The organism is Hydrogenophaga atypica (assembly GCF_042665215.1).
Lineage (GTDB): Bacteria > Pseudomonadota > Gammaproteobacteria > Burkholderiales > Burkholderiaceae_C > Hydrogenophaga > Hydrogenophaga defluvii_A.
Window position 1 is genome coordinate 177,559 of the sequence record NZ_JBHTCA010000002.1, and the last position, 17,442, is coordinate 195,000.

A 17,442-nucleotide genomic window follows, 5' to 3' on the forward strand; every position below is an offset into this window, starting at 1 on the left:
GGGCATCCGGCCACCGTCACGAATCCAAGGTACCCGGCAGGCGCAGGCGCTTTTTTTCGTAAAAATCGAAAACGGAGATTTCCTGGTTCCCCGAATAGTTGTCTTCCACTTGGAGCACAGGCGTTTCGACATGCAGTTTCCAGCGCCCCCGCATGAGCTGCCGAATGGCCAGGTTGGCCGTGAAATGGTGACCCGCAAGCTGCTCAAAGTCGTCGCCAACTGTTTGCAGCACATCTTCGAGGAAACGGAGCGCGCCCTGGTGAATGTGCTCGATGTCGGAAAAATGTGCCTGCGCCACCCCACCGGCCTTGAACTGCGGCACCGGCTGGCCGTCCTGCATGACAAAACGAACCAGCTGCCCGTGAGGTGCCGTCAGAATGGCCTCGGACAACAAGGCGTACTGATAGATGGGCATGTCCGAATGGAAGGCATTGATGTATTGCCCAAAACAACCCTTGGCAAATTGCCCCGTGGCCTCAACTTCCGCAGCCGCCTCGACCGTGACGAAATAGTAAGCACCTGAAACACCTGTGAGGAATTTCGACAAGGCTTTCTGTATGGTGCCGCTGAAGCCGATGTCAACCAAGGCGGCGCGCTGGCCTCCCATGACCTCTTGCGCGTAGGCTTGATAGGCCACCCGCTCACTGCTGGCTGCGTCCTGCAACAAGTCCAGGCACGCTGCCAGCGAGCGCCGGCAGAAGGTGGTGCGTTCAGGCAGGTCGCAGTTGGCGCCCATCTGCTCATGACCCAGGCGCTCTGTGTAGGCCGCCAAGTCGTCCACCCCGAGCCGCAAGCGCAGGAAGTCGGCCAACGTGCCGTTGAAGTGGGCCTTGAGCAAAGGCTCCAGCGACGCTTCGTCGACAATTGACGCGAACACTGCGGCACGCCGGGAACACAAGAAGTAGGCAGCATCAGGCGTTGGCAGGTACCGGGCGATGAGCTCGTGGGCCTGCTTGAGCAAATGGCCTTCCCGGCTGGCGTACAACAACTGGGTGACGCCATCGTCTTTGGACGTTTTCATCAGCCAGGCCATGAAGGCCACCATGACCGGGCCAAACGCCAGGTAGCCCAGATCGTGGAGGCTGTGGACGCCCAGCCCACGGGACTCGACATCGACCGTGACCGGTTGGTGGGCAAGCCCAGGAACAAACAGGCGGTTCGCCAGCAGACCCAGCAACAAGGACTCTTGCCAGTGTTGTGGCTGTATCCAGGCTGCCGCGTCTTCGTTGAACAAGAAGAACTGGTCTGCCGCTTTCATGACGTGCACCGGGTGGCGGTAGCCCGCTTCCAGGGGCAACTGCAGATCGGAATGCTCGTTGTCACCGACGTGGAGCCAGTCGTCTGCTGCCACGTTTTCGCGGCGCGGGAGTTCGGCCCACATGTCGCCGCGGTCTTTCCTCAGGCCCACCGCATTCGACACATAGATCTCGTCAAAGCAGGTGATCTGATGCGCTTGCAAGAGTTGCTGGAGGAAGGCGCGGGGCAGGTACATGTCCGACACCAGCACCATTCGGCGGCCCTGCTCCTTCAGGCGCCGCGCGGCGCCAAGCACATCCTGCCTGGGTTGCAAGGCCTTCAACTCCAGGTTCTCTTCGAGCGCCCTGATGTGCGGTGCAAGGCCGGGGTTGGGCAGCAGCTTGGCCATACACGCGTAGATGTCGTCCATGCCCGGATCGCCCGAGCTGCTGGCCAGGCGGGCATGTTGCTCCGCCTCTTTGCGCAGACGAGCGCAGCCCGCCAAGCCCCAGCGTCGCTGGGCAATGTCGTCCATGTAGGCAAACAGACTGTCGGGGGTCAGCCAAGGGCGCACAAACAGCGTGTCGAAGATGTCGAAGGACACGATTTTTGCGTCGGCGCCGGCACGCGCAATGCGTTGCTGTGCCGTGATCGCGTAGTAGTGCTGCAGGTTGTTGCGCCCCTGCCCCATGAAAACCGTCGCGCCACCTTCTCCATCCAAAAACACGCGATGGGCAAATCCTGCGTGATGGGCAGCCAGCACAAAAAACCGTTCAACTGCATGTTGCAAGGTCCCGTCGGTTTGTCCGAGTTCTTCAGGGAAATCGCGGTAGGACAGCTTCAAATCCAGCAGTGGTGTCAAGGCATCGACCCGCGCCCAGAACATGGACCCCATCGGTGCATCCACATAGTTCCGATGGCCAAGGTCCAACCCGAGACGACCGGCCAGCCCGTGTGCCACACCCCGGTTTTTCAACCAGCTGTGCGCCCAGTAGGGCACCCCCTCAAAGGTGTCGGGGTAAACAATGCCAACGGCATCGTCTCGGGTCAAGACCCGGAAGATGTGCCGAATCCGCCGCTCGCTACCGAGCAAGCCATCGATCAGATAGCGACGCCACTCCATGCGCTCGCGTCCGGAATACATGGACTTCTTGGTGTGGACATGCAGCAGGTACCGACCGCGCAGAATGGCCTCTCGAAACTCGACCAGAACAGGCGAAATGTCGCGCCCGCGATTGGGCACAACGCGCACATCCAGCGCTTGAACCCGAGGCAGTTTCACCGCACGCGCCTTCACCGTGGCCTCCGCCTGAGGGCTGGTCACGGAAATGCACAGGGTGTAGGGCCACGGGATGCTTGCGAGCGCCTGAGCCAACTCCTCGAACAGCTCCGGGTAATACACATGCGCCACCACCACCACACCAGCGACCGGTGGCAGGTCGGCGTGGTCACCCTGCAGCCACTCGGGCGCCTGCAAGGTGGTGCTTGCACTGTGACGCGCTACCAGGCTGTGTTTTCGGTGGACTGGCAATCGCCTGACAACACCGGCCAACCCCTCCACCTGAAAGATCGCCAGCGCTTTCTTCGACATGCGAAACAAGCCGCCATGGTGCCGGGCGGCGTGAAGGGCAAACCGCCCAACCGCCAGGTACTGGGTGACACGGGGCCCCACGTTTTTCAAGACATCCTTCACACTGCTCATCCCTGATCCGTTTGTTGTATTGCGCCACCATGACATGACTACCCTCAAGGGCGCAGTCAGCCGCCACGACTTGGAGCGGTAAATTGCGTCAACGGTGTTTTGTGCCACCTCAAGTTGACTGCGCAGCTGAGCTTGCTCTGTACTCAGCCGTTCGATCACTTCTTCTTTGGTCGCCCAAGCTTGCTGCAGTTCATCGCAGCGCGTCTCCATTTCACGCAACGAAGTGTCAAGACGCGCCTTGTCCTGATGGGCGAGGTACAGCGCGTGGTTGCGGTGGTGATAAAGGCGGGTGACATCCCACAAGTCGTCCACTTGCAGCTGCGGCAACCACTTCCGGTAAAGATAAAAAGTCGCGTTGTGGACCGCGTCCGGCGTCGCCACCATGGGGTTCACACCCGACGTACCGTTGATCGTGTAGGTCCCTGTGACCTTGGGTGACAACACGAATGGCGCATGCCGTGACAGCTGCAGCCAGAAGTCCCAGTCCTCATACAGACTCAAGGACTCGTCGAAGCGGGCGCCGTGTGCCAGCAACGCCGCAGGCACCAGCGGGCCATGGATGGGAATGAAGTTTCCCACTAGCAGCTTACCGGGTTCGTATTCGTCGGCAAAAACACGCAGCACTTTTTTGGCAGGATCGTCGCCGTCCACGCCCCTGATGCCTGCGTAGACCACCGTGTTCGGGGTATGAACCCTGGCGACCTCGAGAAGGCCAGCAAAGTGATCTTCGTCCAAGGCGTCGTCGTCGTCGAGAAACGCAAAGTAGGCGCCTTGTACGGTTGCCAACCCCGCGTTGGCGGCTGCGCTGCGGCTCAAGCCGGCGCCGGCCTGGTTGACGAGGCGAACCGGCCTGCCACCAGCGATGGGCGCCACATCACTGTGTTGTCCACCCTTGGCGTTGACCACCAGGATTTCGATGTGCTTGTAGGTCTGGCGCGCCACCGAGCCCACAGCATCGGCCAGCGAAGGCCTGTCCATGCTGCGCACGATCACGGAGACAAGAGGCTCGTTGCTGTTGGTCATAGGCTGACCCTTGGGTGACGCTGTCGGGTTCTCATGTGGGAATGGTACGGGCTCAACGTCACAAGGGCGTCCGGCACGCGCTGATGCAGGTGTGCCGAGCGGCACATTGTCGCTCGGCACACCTGCAGCCCAGTCAGTCAGAAAAGTCTGATCATCACAGCGCAGCCGCCCGTGGATTGCGGGCTGGGGCCCACCTCAGATCCGCCCTTCCTCCACCGCGTGGCAAGCCACCTTGACGCCGGCCAGCGTCTGGATCTTCGGGCGCTCGCTGCTGCAACGCGCGTTGGCGTGTGGGCAGCGGGGGTGGAAGGCGCAGCCGCTGGGCGGGTTCAGCGGGTTGGGCACCTCGCCTGACACTGGGGTGCGCGCCTTGCCGGTGTCGTGCATCTTGGGGATGGCGTCCAGCAGCATGCGGGTGTAGGGGTGACGTGGTGTGTCAAACAGCGTGTGCTTGTCCGCCAGCTCCACCAGACGGCCGAGGTACATCACGCCAACCTGATCGCTCACGTGGCGCACCACGGCCAGGTTGTGGCTGATGAACAGGTAGGTCAGCCCCTGCTGTCGCTGCAGGTCTTTCATGATGTTGAGCACCTGGGCCTGCACGCTCACGTCGAGCGCGGAGGTGGGTTCGTCGCACACCAGGAACTCGGGGTGGGTGGCCAGGGCGCGCGCGATGGAAATGCGCTGACGCTGGCCGCCCGAGAACTGGTGCGGGAACTTGACCATGTCCAGCGGGCTGAGGCCAACCGACTTGAGCAGTTCGCCCACGCGCTCTTTGATGGCGGGTTCGTCGCTCAGGATTTCGTGTTCACGCAGGGGCTCGGCAATGATGTCTTCCACCGTCCAGCGCGGGTTGAGGCTGGCGTAGGGATCTTGAAAGATCATCTGGATGCGGCGGCGCAGTTTGCGGCCTTCGGGCGTCTTGAACGCGGCATGCGCGTCCTCACCGTCAAACTCGAAGCCACCGCGCGTAGGCTCGTACAAGCCCACGAGCAGGCGCGCGACGGTGCTTTTGCCACAGCCGGATTCACCCACGAGGGCCAGCGTTTTGCCCTTCTCGATCTCGAAACTTACGCCGTCCACGGCCTTGAGCAACATGCGCGGCTGGCCCTCCAGCACGCGGTTGAGCCAGGGGGCGGAGACGTCGAAGGTTTTGGCCAGGTCGGTGGCGCGCACCAGGGCTTTTGTGCTCACTTCGCTCATGCCGCCACCTTGTTGTCGTGCAGCCAGCAGGCGGCCTGGGTGGCCCCTGCGTGCATGAGGTCGGGACGGGCCTGACCACATTTGTCGAACACGCGTTCGCAGCGCGGGTTGAAGGCGCAGCCTTGGGGAATGGCATTGAGGCGGGGCATGGCGCCGTCGATCTGGTGCAGGTTCTCGCGGTCTTGCGTCATGTCGGGGATGCAGGCCATGAGGCCGGCGGTGTAGGGGTGCGCGGGGTGGTTGATGACCTCGTGCACGGGGCCGATTTCGGCCACGCGGCCGGCGTACATCACCGCCACGCGGTCGCAGGTCTCGGCAATCACACCCATGTCGTGGGTGATGAGCATCACAGCCGCGCCACGCTCTTTGCAAATGGTTTTGAGCAAGGTGATGATTTGTGCCTGGATGGACACGTCGAGCGCGGTGGTGGGTTCGTCGGCCACGATGAGCTTGGGCTCGGCCGCCAGGGCCAGGGCAATCACCACGCGCTGGCGCATGCCACCTGAAAATTGGTGCGGGTAGTGGTCGATGCGCTGCTCGGCGGCCGGGATGCCAGTGTCCTTGAGCAGTTGGATGGCGCGCTGGCGCGCCTCGGCCTGGCTCACGGGCAGGTGGGTGGTGATCGTTTCAATGAGCTGGCGGCCCACCGAGTACAGGGGGTTGAGCGAGGTCAGCGGGTCCTGAAAAATCGCGCCGATCTTGCGACCACGGATTTTGCGCATCTGTTCGTAGGGCAGGCCGTCGATGCGCTCGCCTTCGAGCAGGATTTGCCCGCTGGCCACGCGGCCCGGCGGTTCGAGCAGGCCGATGATGGAGGCGCCGGTGAGCGACTTGCCGGCACCGGACTCACCCACCACACCGAGGATTTCACCGGGGGCGATTTCAAAGGACACGTCGTCCAGCGCGCGCAGCGTGCCGCGGCGGCCGGGGAATTCGACGACCAGATTCTTGACTTGAAGAAGACTCATAGATGAAAGCCATTGATGTTCAACGTGGCGACCCGCCGCCGGGCCGCCCCAAGGCGGGTCAGCCCCCTCGGGGGGCAGCGACCCGCGCAGCGGTGGAGCGTGGGGGCATTCATCTCAGTCGCGGGTTCAATGCATCACGCAGCCAGTCGCCCAGCAGGTTCACGCTGAGCGCGATCAGCACCAGCATCAGGCCGGGGAAGATGGTGATCCACCATTCGCCCGAAAACAGGTAGTCGTTGCCCACACGGATGAGCGTGCCCAACGACGGTGAAGTGGGCGGTGCGCCCACGCCCAGGAAGCTCAGCGTGGCTTCGGTGATGATGGCGGTGGCCACCTGGATGGTGGCCAGCACCAGCACCGGGCCCATGACGTTGGGCAACACGTGTTTGCGCATGATCCGCAGCGGCGCCACACCGGTGACGCGGGCGGCCTGCACATATTCCTTGTGCCGCTCCACCAAGGTGGAGCCACGCACCGTGCGGGCATATTGCACCCAGCCAGTGAGCGAAATGGAGATGATCAGCACACCAAAAGCCAGCGACTCGTGTGCGTTGGGGAACAGCGCCCGGCCCACACCCGCGATGAGCAGCGCCACCAAGATGGCGGGGAAGGACAACATCACGTCACACAGGCGCATGAGCACGGCGTCGATCCAGCCGCCGAGGAAGCCGGCGAGCAGGCCCAAGGCCACGCCCACGAACACCGACAGCAGCACCGAGGCGATGCCCACGGCCAACGAGATGCGAGCGCCGTACATGAGGGCGGAGAGGATGTCGCGGCCCTGGTCGTCGGTGCCGAGCACAAAATTCGAACTGCCACCCTCGCTCCACGCGGGCGGCAGGCGCGCGTTGCTCAGTTCGAGCGTGGTGAGGTCAAACGGGTTGTGCGGCGCCACCCAGGGCGCGAACACCGCACAAAACAAACAGACCGCCGCAATGAGCGCCGCCACGATGGCGGTGGGCGAGTTGCGGAAGCTGTGGCCGACGTCGCTGTCGAGCCAGCGCAAAAACATGGATTTCACGGAGAAGGTGTCCCTGATGAAGACTGGGAACCACGCGCCGGCCTTTGTGGGGCCGGCGCGCGGCTGACAAAAACAGCCTGCCGCAGCTTATTTGGCAGACATGTAACGGAAGTGCATGAAGTTGTCGGCGGCCTGGTGCACGGTGACGTTGTTGGAAACGCCCCACGCCAGCGCCTGCTGGTGCAGCGGCAGGTGGCCCACATCGTCCTGGTGGATCTTGAAGGCTTCGCGGATCATGGCGTCGCGCTTGGCCTTGTCGGTTTCCGACTGGATCTTGAGGGTGAGCTCATCCACCTTGGGGTTGCAGTACGCGCCCAGGTTGAACTGGCCCGCGCCCTTGTCGTCCACGCAGCGGATCAGCGAGTTCAACACGTTGTGCGCGTCGATGGTGCCGGGGCTCCAGCCCAGCAGGTAGAAGCTGGTGTCACGGCGCAGGATTTTGGGAAAGTAGGTGCCTTTGGTTTCTGCCTGCAAGTTCACCTTGACGCCGATGCGGGCCAGGCCGGCCGCCACCGCCTGGCAGATGCCGGCGTCGTTCACGTAGCGGTCGTTCGGGCAATTCATGCCCACTTCAAAGCCGTTGGGGTAGCCGGCTTCGGCCAGCAGCTTTTTGGCCGCTTCGCTGTCGTAGGGCAGGCGCTTGTTCATGTCGGCATGAAAACCGTTGACGCCCTCGCCCACCATCAGCGCGGTGGGCAGCGACGCACCGCGCATCACCGTGCGCTGGATACCGTTGATGTCGATGGCTTGGTAGAAGGCCTTGCGAACACGCACGTCCTTGAAGGGGTTTTTGCCCTTGACGTTGGAGTACAGCAGCTCATCGCGCTTCTGGTCCATGCCCAGGAAGATGGTGCGAATTTCGGGGCCTTGCAACACCTTGGCCTTGCCGCTGCCGTCAATGCGGGCCACGTCTTGCAGCGGCGCGGGTTCGATAACGTCCACCTGCCCCGACAGCAGCGCGGCCACGCGTGTGGCGTCGTTGCCAATGGGCGTGTAATCGACGTTGATAACGTTGCCTTCGATCTTGCCCCAGTAGTTGCCGTTGCGCACAAAACTGGTTTTGACGTTGGGCTGGCGTTCACGCAGGCGGAACGGGCCGGTGCCGTTGGCGCGGAACGAAGCGGCGTTTTCAATGCCTTTGCGGCGGTCCACCGGGCGCGTGGCCTGGTTCTCTTCCGACCACTTCTTGCTCATGATGTAAACCAGCGAGATCACATCCGGCAGGATGGGGAAAGGCGCGTTGGTTTCCATCTCCACCGTGTGGTCGTCCACCTTGCGCACGGCTTTGATGTCGTTGGTGTAGCTGCGCATGTCGGAGCCTTCGCCGGCTGCACGCGCGAAGCTGAACAGCACATCGTCGGCGGTAAAGGGCGTGCCGTCGTGGAATTTGACACCTTTACGCAGCTCAAAGCGCCACACCGTGGGCGAGGTTTGCTTCCAGGCGGTGGCCAACGCGGGCTCCAAGGCCAGCTTCTTGTCGCGCGTGACCAGGGGCTCGTAGACGTTGCCCGTGACGCTAAGTTGCAGCGATTCGTTGAGCGAATGCGGGTCCATGGACAAGGCATCGCCCTGGTTGCCTATGCGCACAGTTTGCGCCTGTGCGGTACCGGCCAACACCACCAGCGCGGCCGCGGCCAGCGCTGAGATCAGAGGTTTCTTGAACATCATGTGAGCTCTTCTCCAGGTTGAAAAAAGGCGACCGACTCAGTCGTCGCCCAAGGGCATGCCATATTCGACAAGGCCTGCGTGCAGGGCGGCACCCAGAGGCAGCACCTCGTCGTTGAAGTCGTATCGGCTGTTGTGCAGGAAGCAGCTGCCTTCGCCGCCCTGGCCCAGGCGCAAATAGGCGCCGGGCTTGACCTGCAGCATGAAGGAAAAATCCTCCGCGCCCATGCTCGGGTCCATCTCGCGGTCCACGTGGTCGCGGCCCAGCAGGGACTGCGCCACATCGGCCGCGAATTGGGCCTCGTCGGGCGTGTTGATGGTGGCCGGATAGATGCGCTCGTAATGCACCGATGCCGTGGCACCAAAACCCAGGGCCACGGCGCTGCACAGCTCGTTGAGGCGACGCTCCACCAAGGCCTGCACGGCAGGGCTGAAAGTGCGCACCGTGCCCACCAGTGTGGCTTCGCCAGGCAACACACTGAAGGCGCCTGGGTCGCCTGCCTGCATGGCGCACAGGCTGATGACCGCGCCATCAATGGGCCGCACCGTGCGCGAGACGATGCTTTGCACCGCCGTGATGATGTGGGCAGCCACCAGCACCGGATCGACCGCCAAATAGGCATGGGCCCCGTGTCCACCCTTGCCGGTGATCTTGATGGTCACGCGGTCGGCCGCGGCCATCATGGCGCCGCGGTTGATGCCCACAGTGCCCGGCCGCATTTGTGGCCAGTTGTGCATGGCGTACACCGATTGCACCGGAAAACGCTCGAACAAGCCGTCTTCGATCATGGCCTTGGCGCCAGCGTAGCCTTCTTCGCCCGGCTGGAAGATGAGCACAGCCGTGCCGTCGAAGTTGCGCGTCTCTGCCAGATAGCGGGCGGCGCCCACCAGCATGGCGGTGTGCCCGTCGTGTCCACAGCCGTGCATCAGGCCGGGTTTGGTGGAGCGCCAGGCAAAGTCGTTGTGCTCGGTCATGGGCAGGGCGTCCATGTCGGCGCGCAAACCCAACATGCGCCCGCTGCTGTTGCGCCGGCCGCGCACCACCGCCACCACACCGGTCTTGCCTATGCCGGTGTGCACCTCGTCCACGCCACACACCTTGAGCGCTTCGACGACACGTTTAGCGGTGTAGTGCTCTTCGAAACCCAGCTCCGGATGAGCATGCAGGTCGCGTCGCAGTGCCGTCAGTTCGGGCACAAAATCGGCAATGTGCGTGAACGCCCGCCCGTGGACCTTGAGTCGGCCAGGGTGCATCTCAGTGGCCTCCCGCCTTTTCGACGCGGAGGCGCGGATCGACGGCGAAATACAGCAGGTCGACGATGAGGTTGATGACGACAAAAATCAACGCGATCAGGCACAGGTAGGCGGCCATCACCGGGATGTCGGCAAAGGTCACCGCCTGAATGAACAGCAGGCCCATGCCCGGCCACTGGAACACGGTCTCGGTGATGATGGCAAACGCGATCAGACCACCCAGCTGCAGACCCGTGATGGTCATGACAGGCACCAAGGTGTTCTTGAGCGCATGACCAAAGTGGACGGCACGGTTGGTCAGGCCACGGGCGCGCGCAAACTTGATGTAGTCGGTGCGCAGCACCTCCAGCATCTCGGCACGCACGAGGCGCATGATGAGGGTGAGCTGGAAGATGGCCAAGGTCACAGCCGGCATGGCAATGTGGTGCCAGCCTTTGGCGGTGAGCAGGCCGCTGCTCCACCAACCCAACTGCACCACATCACCACGACCAAAGCTCGGGAACCACCCCAACTGCACCGCAAAAACGAGGATCAGCAGGATGCCAATGAGGAAGGTGGGCAAGGACACGCCGAGCAAAGACACCGTCATGAACACCTGACTCATGAAGGTGCCACGGCGCAAAGCGGCGTACACCCCCATGGGAATGCCCACGGCCAGCGCCAACACGCCCGCCACCAGGGCCAGCTCCAGCGTGGCCGGGAAGCGCTCGCCAATCAGGCGCGACACCTTGGCGCCCTGGCGCAAGCTCAGGCCAAATTCGCCTTGCGCGGCGTTGGCCAGAAAGTGCCAGAACTGTACAAAAAATGGTTGGTCCAGGCCCAGGGCCGCACGCAGCTCGCGGACTTGTTCTGGGGTGGCGTCCTGCCCCAGCAGGAAGACCACAGGGTCACCCACGTACTGAAACAGCATGAAGGCGATGAAGGCCACGGTGACCATCACGAGGACGGCCTGTGCCAGGCGGCGGACGATGAATGCAAACATGTTCGATAAAAAATCAAGGGTCGCGACAGGGACGCCGCGACCCTTTATTCAACAGCTATGACTCAGTTTACCTTGACCAAACGCCAGTCGATGCGGTTGTCGGGGCGGTGCACGGCCTCGATGTTTTTCTTCATGGCCCAGGGAATGATCTGGTTGTGCAAGACGATGTGCGAAACATCATCCGACGCAATCTGAAGCGCTTCCGTCAACAGTCGTGGGCGAATGAAGGGATCGGTTTCGGTTTTGATGCGGTCGATCACGGCATCGAGCTTGGGGTTGCTGTAGCGGCCCACGTTGTAATTGCCGTCACCACCCGTGCCCACGCTGCGAACGAGGGATTGCAGGGAGTACAACGCGTCGAACGTGGGCACACCCCAGCCCAGCATGTAGATGCTGGCTTCATAGCGCTGGATCATCGGGAAATAGGTGACCAGCGGCAGGGTACGCAGCTTGGCCTTGACGCCGATGCGTGACCACATGGCCGTCACGGCCTGGCAGATTTCTTCGTCGTTGATGTAGCGGTTGTTCGGGCAAGCGAAATCAACTTCAAAACCGTCTTTGTAGCCCGCGTCGGCCAGCAGCTTCTGCGCGCCCGCCACGTCCACCGCTGGGCGCTTGTGGATGGATTCGTTCCAACCGGCAACTTGGGGCGCCACCAGTGCGTTGGTGGGCTGGCCCAGGCCTCGCATGGTCACGCGGGTGATCGCGTCTGCGTCGATGGCCATGTTCAGCGCCTGGCGCACTCGCAAATCTTTCAGCGGGTTTTTGCCCTTGATGTTGCTGCCCACGAGTTCCGGTCGGAACTGGTCCATGCCAAAGAAGATGGTGCGGTTCTCAACGCCATCCATCACCTTGAGGCTGCTGTTCTGGCGCACGCGTGGCAAATCCTGTGGGCTGGGGTCGAGGACAAAATCGACTTCACCCGTCAACAAAGCGGCCATGCGTGTCGCGTCGGCCTTGATGGGTGAGTAGATGATTTCGGTCACATTGCTGTCCATCGAACCCCACCAGTTGGGGTTCTTGGCCAAAACCAGTCGCTGGTCCTGCTTCCACTCTTTCAAGGTGTAGGGACCGGTGCCCATTGCATTGCGGTGGGCAAAGTTCTCGTCCTTGGTCTTGATGTCTTTAGGCTCAACCGAATTGTTCTTTTCGGCCCAGGCCTTGCTCATCATGCGCAGCTCGGTCATCTGGTTGAGCAGCACCGGGTTGGGGCCTTTGGTGATGATGTCGATGGTGTTGGCATTGACCTTGACCACCTTGTCGATGCCCTGCGCATACACCGCAAAGTTGGAGGTTTTCGCCATGGCCCGCTGGATGGAGTACACCGCGTCGTCAGCAGTGAATGCAGAGCCATCGTGGAACTTGACCCCGGTGCGCAAGTTTATGCGCAATTGGGTTGGGGTGAGTTGGTTCCACGACGTGGCCAAAACGGGTTCGATCTTGAAGGTGCGGCTGTTGTAGTACACCAGCGATTCGTAAACAGCGGCGTGAATACCGTTTTGCAGCGCGTTGTTTTGGGAGTGGATGTCCCAGGTAGCGATATCGCTGGAACTGGTCCACTTGAACGGCTTGGCTTGCGCCCCCGCTCCCAGAGTCAACAGGGCACAAAGGGCAATCAGCTTGAGTTTCATTGCTTGACACCTAAATAAAGTTTGCAAGCTCGGTACTATGCAACATCCGCGCCTGAATGTCACAAGGACTTTCCCGTAGGCAGGGTCTTTAGAGTGAAAACCCTGCCGGAAAATTGTCAATCGGACGACAGGCTCAAGGCGCCGTACCAGGCGTTGATTTGTTCGCCCGTGTTGTCTGCGTCGGTCATGAGGGCAATGCCGATCAAGGGACCTGGCTCTTCACCGAAGGCATCGCGAAAATCCTTCGCAATGTCACGCTCGTAGTCAAGCCATTGCCCTACGCGCGTTGCGCCCGACTCGACGACGATTTTGCGTACCCTGTCGGTGCGCGGGCTCACCAGGACGGTGCCAATGGGGCGGCTGTTGCACCAGACATAGGTGAGCGTCGCATACGGCATTTCTTCGCCGATCAGCGCACGACTCAACTCGGACTGCATGCGGCTTTTTGCCGTCAAGCGGGACCGGTCGCCATCAAACGCCAAGACCACCCGAACGGGCGCATCGTCCTGCCCAGCCACGCCTAGGTCCGCGCCTTGCAAGAGGCCATCCACGCGCCAGGAGAAGCGAATGTCTTTGGGTTGCAACGGCGCATCGGCCAACCGCTGGCGAAGCACGCTCATGGAGCGATTCGCTCTCACATGCAAGGCGGGGCGCCCATCGTACGAAGTCGCAACAAAGGGCACATTCTTTTTGCCCGGCCACAGCATGGGCGTCCACGGCACACCGGCTGCAGGTGTGCTCAGCAGCGCTCCGTGGCCGCTGGGCTCTGACGAGGGGACGCGTGGCGCATGTGTGCAGCCCAACAGCGCGACCAGACTCAGGACACAAGCCACCGCTGATCGGCGAGGTCCGAATCGAAGCCACGGCGCCATCGTCAAGCGGGCTCCGGGTAGAACAGTTTCCGCGCCACACCTCTGGGTGGATTGGGCCTCACTGCATCGGCAATTGCTGCGATGTGGTCCGGCGTTGTACCGCAGCACCCACCCAGAATGTTGACGAGGCCTTCCTGCGCAAATGCCTTTACCAGGCGGGCCGTCACATCGGGCGTTTCATCAAAGCCGGTGTCGGACATAGGATTGGGCAAGCCCGCGTTCGGGTAGCAGCTGATGAAGGTGTCGGTCGCAAGTTTGGCCAGTTCCTGCAAGTAAGGACGCATCAGCGCCGCCCCCAGCGCACAATTCAACCCCACCGCAAGTGGCCCGATGTGCCGCACACTGGCCCAGAAGGCGGCCACCGTCTGGCCACTGAGTATGCGGCCAGATGCGTCCGTCACGGTGCCGCTGATGATCACGGGGAGCCGTTCACCAGAGTGCTCAAAATATTCTGCGATAGCAAACAGCGCCGCCTTGGCATTGAGGGTGTCGAAGATGGTTTCGACCAACAGCACATCTGCACCGCCCGCCACCAAGGCCTCAATCTGTTCAGCGTACGATTCACGCAAGGCTTCAAAGGTCACGTTCCGTGCGCCCGGATCGTTCACATCCGGGCTGATGCTCGCGGTCTTGGGGGTTGGCCCGATCGCTCCAGCGACAAAACGGGGCTTCTCAGGCGTGCTGTACTTGTCGCACGCGGCCCTCGCCAGCCGGGCAGACGCGAAGTTCATCTCCTTCGCCAGCTCCGCCATTTTGTAATCCTCTTGGGCAATGCGTGTTGCACCAAAGGTGTTGGTTTCAATCAAATCAGCGCCGGCCGCCAAATACGCTTCATGGATGTCACGGATCACGTCCGGCCGGGTCAAACTGAGCAGTTCGTTGTTGCCCTTGACATCCAGGGCGTGCGCCTCAAAACGGTTGCCAACCGCGTCAGCGCCGCCATAGCCCAACCCTCTGTAGTGAGCTTCGGTCAACTTCAAACGCTGGATCATCGTGCCCATCGCCCCATCCAGAATGGCAATGCGACTCGAGAGGATTTGAGGCAACTGCTCCGCGCGGGTATAGGGCTTGTGATGCATGGTCACATTCTACGAATGTTGCGGCCAACAAACCAAAACGCCCCGCTCAGGTCTTGAGCGAGGCGTTTGGTCTTTATAAGAGCCTGACGATGACCTACTTTCACACGGGAATCCGCACTATCATCGGCGCTAAGTCGTTTCACTGTCCTGTTCGGGATGGGAAGGAGTGGTACCAACTTGCTATGGTCGTCAGGCATAACGGGTTGCCGCACTGAGCACATGCTCAGCACAGCGAATTCATAGAGTCTTATCAGCTTTTTCGATTGCGCTACGTCTATTCACTTGAATGCGTGCATAAGAACAGTTGGATTCAACTGTGTTCAGACACTCATCTTTGATCGATTTTTGATCAAAGTTATAGGGTCAAGCCGCACGAGCAATTAGTACTGGTTAGCTTAACGCATTACTGCGCTTCCACACCCAGCCTATCAACGTCCTGGTCTTGAACGACTCTTTAGGGGGCTCAAGGCCCCGGCAGATCTCATCTTGGAACGAGTTTCCCGCTTAGATGCTTTCAGCGGTTATCTCTTCCGCACTTAGCTACCCGGCAATGCCACTGGCGTGACAACCGGTACACCAGAGGTGCGTCCACTCCGGTCCTCTCGTACTAGGAGCAGGCTTCCTCAAATCTGCAGCGCCCACGGAAGATAGGGACCAAACTGTCTCACGACGTTTTAAACCCAGCTCACGTACCTCTTTAAATGGCGAACAGCCATACCCTTGGGACCGGCTACAGCCCCAGGATGAGATGAGCCGACATCGAGGTGCCAAACACCGCCGTCGATATGAACTCTTGGGCGGTATCAGCCTGTTATCCCCAGAGTACCTTTTATCCGTTGAGCGATGGCCCTTCCATACAGAACCACCGGATCACTATGTCCTGCTTTCGCATCTGCTCGACTTGTCAGTCTCGCAGTTAAGCACGCTTATGCCATTGCACTATCGTCACGATGTCCGACCGTAACTAGCGTACCTTCGAACTCCTCCGTTACGCTTTGGGAGGAGACCGCCCCAGTCAAACTGCCTACCATGCACGGTCCCCGATCCAGATAATGGACCTAGGTTAGAACCTCAAACACACCAGGGTGGTATTTCAACGTTGGCTCCATGCGATCTAGCGACCGCACTTCAAAGCCTCCCACCTATCCTACACAGATCTGTTCAAAGTCCAATACAAAGCTACAGTAAAGGTTCATGGGGTCTTTCCGTCTTTCCGCGGGGAGATTGCATCATCACAAACATTTCAACTTCGCTGAGTCTCAGGAGGAGACAGTGTGGCCATCGTTACGCCATTCGTGCAGGTCGGAACTTACCCGACAAGGAATTTCGCTACCTTAGGACCGTTATAGTTACGGCCGCCGTTTACTGGGACTTCGATCAAGAGCTTGCACCCCATCAATTAATCTTCCAGCACCGGGCAGGCGTCACACCCTATACGTCCACTTTCGTGTTTGCAGAGTGCTGTGTTTTTAATAAACAGTCGCAGCCACCTATTTTTTGCAACCCATTCGTGCTCAGATGTTCTCATCACACTACTAGGGCACACCTTCTTCCGAAGTTACGGTGTCAATTTGCCGAGTTCCTTCTCCTGAGTTCTCTCAAGCGCCTTAGAATACTCATCTCGCGCACCAGTGTCGGTTTGCGGTACGGTCGTTGTTAGCTGAAGCTTAGTGGCTTTTCCTGGGACCTCGTTCAGTTACTTCAAGAGCAAGCTCTCTCGATCGACAGCCTCGGTATATGTGCGCCGGATTTACCTAACGCACGCCTACTTCTGTCTAAACCGGCACTTCCAACCGCCGGATAACCTATTAAGATCCGTCCCCACATCGCACTAACAATCGGTACAGGAATATTGACCTGTTTCCCATCAGCTACGCATCTCTGCCTCGCCTTAGGGGCCGACTCACCCTACGCCGATGAACGTTGCGTAGGAAACCTTGCGCTTACGGCGAGCGGGCTTTTCACCCGCTTTAACGCTACTCATGTCAGCATTCGCACTTCTGATACCTCCAGCATCCTTTACAAGACACCTTCACAGGCTTACAGAACGCTCTCCTACCACTCACAGTAAACTGTGAATCCGCAGCTTCGGTAACTGGCTTGAGCCCCGTTACATCTTCCGCGCAGGACGACTCGATCAGTGAGCTATTACGCTTTCTTTAAATGATGGCTGCTTCTAAGCCAACATCCTGACTGTTTTAGCCTTCCCACTTCGTTTCCCACTTAGCCAATTTTAGGGACCTTAGCTGGCGGTCTGGGTTGTTTCCCTCTTGAGTCCGGACGTTAGCACCCGGTGCTCTGTCTCCCGCGCTGTACTCTTCGGTATTCGGAGTTTGCCTTGGTTTGGTAAGTCGCCATGACCCCCTAGCCAAAACAGTGCTCTACCCCCGAAGGTAATACGCGAGGCACTACCTAAATAGTTTTCGGAGAGAACCAGCTATTTCCAAGTTTGTTTAGCCTTTCACCCCTATCCACAGCTCATCCGCTAGTTTTGCAACACTAGTCGGTTCGGACCTCCAGTACCTGTTACGGCACCTTCATCCTGGCCATGGATAGATCACTTGGTTTCGGGTCTACACCCAGCGACTGAATCGCCCTATTCGGACTCGGTTTCCCTACGCCTTCCCTATTCGGTTAAGCTTGCCACTGAATGTAAGTCGCTGACCCATTATACAAAAGGTACGCCGTCACCCCTTTCGAGGCTCCGACTTTTTGTAAGCATGCGGTTTCAGGATCTATTTCACTCCCCTCCCGGGGTTCTTTTCGCCTTTCCCTCACGGTACTTGTTCACTATCGGTCGATGATG

Annotated in this window: 10 protein-coding genes and 2 rRNA genes (1 of these 12 only partly in view); all 12 read right to left on the minus strand. The window is 60.2% G+C overall.

The features are described 5' to 3' along the window. Positions 1–16: 16 nt before the first annotated feature. Positions 17–3,961, minus strand: a complete 3,945-nt coding sequence (locus tag ACFQPB_RS03230) for a rhamnan synthesis F family protein (protein WP_382219728.1) — start codon at positions 3,959–3,961, stop codon at positions 17–19. A gap of 195 nt (positions 3,962–4,156) precedes the next feature. After that, positions 4,157–5,164: an ABC transporter ATP-binding protein gene (locus tag ACFQPB_RS03235; protein WP_382219730.1), complete on the minus strand. Its 1,008-nt coding sequence runs from the start codon at positions 5,162–5,164 to the stop codon at positions 4,157–4,159. Then, positions 5,161–6,132, minus strand: a complete 972-nt coding sequence (locus tag ACFQPB_RS03240) for an ABC transporter ATP-binding protein (RefSeq protein WP_382219732.1) — start codon at positions 6,130–6,132, stop codon at positions 5,161–5,163. Before ACFQPB_RS03240 ends, ACFQPB_RS03235 begins: the two co-directional genes overlap by 4 nt. A 109-nt stretch (positions 6,133–6,241) precedes the next feature. Next, complete coding sequence (locus tag ACFQPB_RS03245) at positions 6,242–7,144, minus strand: ABC transporter permease (protein WP_382220117.1); 903 nt, start codon at positions 7,142–7,144, stop codon at positions 6,242–6,244. Between the two features lie 96 nt (positions 7,145–7,240). Further along, complete coding sequence (locus tag ACFQPB_RS03250; protein ID WP_382219734.1) at positions 7,241–8,821, minus strand: ABC transporter substrate-binding protein; 1,581 nt, start codon at positions 8,819–8,821, stop codon at positions 7,241–7,243. A 36-nt stretch (positions 8,822–8,857) separates the two neighbouring features. Beyond that, the gene (locus tag ACFQPB_RS03255; RefSeq protein ID WP_382219735.1) at positions 8,858–10,072 is read right to left on the minus strand and encodes a M20 aminoacylase family protein; all 1,215 of its coding nucleotides are present in this window, start codon (positions 10,070–10,072) and stop codon (positions 8,858–8,860) included. Between the two features lies 1 nt (position 10,073). Further along, the gene (locus ACFQPB_RS03260) at positions 10,074–11,054 is read right to left on the minus strand and encodes an ABC transporter permease (RefSeq protein WP_382198940.1); all 981 of its coding nucleotides are present in this window, start codon (positions 11,052–11,054) and stop codon (positions 10,074–10,076) included. Positions 11,055–11,116: 62 nt separating this feature from the next. Continuing rightward, complete coding sequence (locus tag ACFQPB_RS03265) at positions 11,117–12,685, minus strand: ABC transporter substrate-binding protein (protein WP_382219737.1); 1,569 nt, start codon at positions 12,683–12,685, stop codon at positions 11,117–11,119. Between the two features lie 116 nt (positions 12,686–12,801). After that, positions 12,802–13,557, minus strand: coding sequence for a DUF3047 domain-containing protein (locus ACFQPB_RS03270; protein WP_382219739.1), 756 nt, complete (start codon positions 13,555–13,557; stop codon positions 12,802–12,804). A 2-nt stretch (positions 13,558–13,559) separates the two neighbouring features. Next, the gene (locus tag ACFQPB_RS03275; protein ID WP_382219741.1) at positions 13,560–14,636 is read right to left on the minus strand and encodes a homocysteine S-methyltransferase family protein; all 1,077 of its coding nucleotides are present in this window, start codon (positions 14,634–14,636) and stop codon (positions 13,560–13,562) included. A gap of 81 nt (positions 14,637–14,717) precedes the next feature. Beyond that, a 5S ribosomal RNA gene (gene rrf, locus ACFQPB_RS03280) occupies positions 14,718–14,830 on the minus strand. Between the two features lie 165 nt (positions 14,831–14,995). Further along, positions 14,996–17,442, minus strand: a 23S ribosomal RNA gene (locus tag ACFQPB_RS03285); it runs 428 nt beyond the window's last position.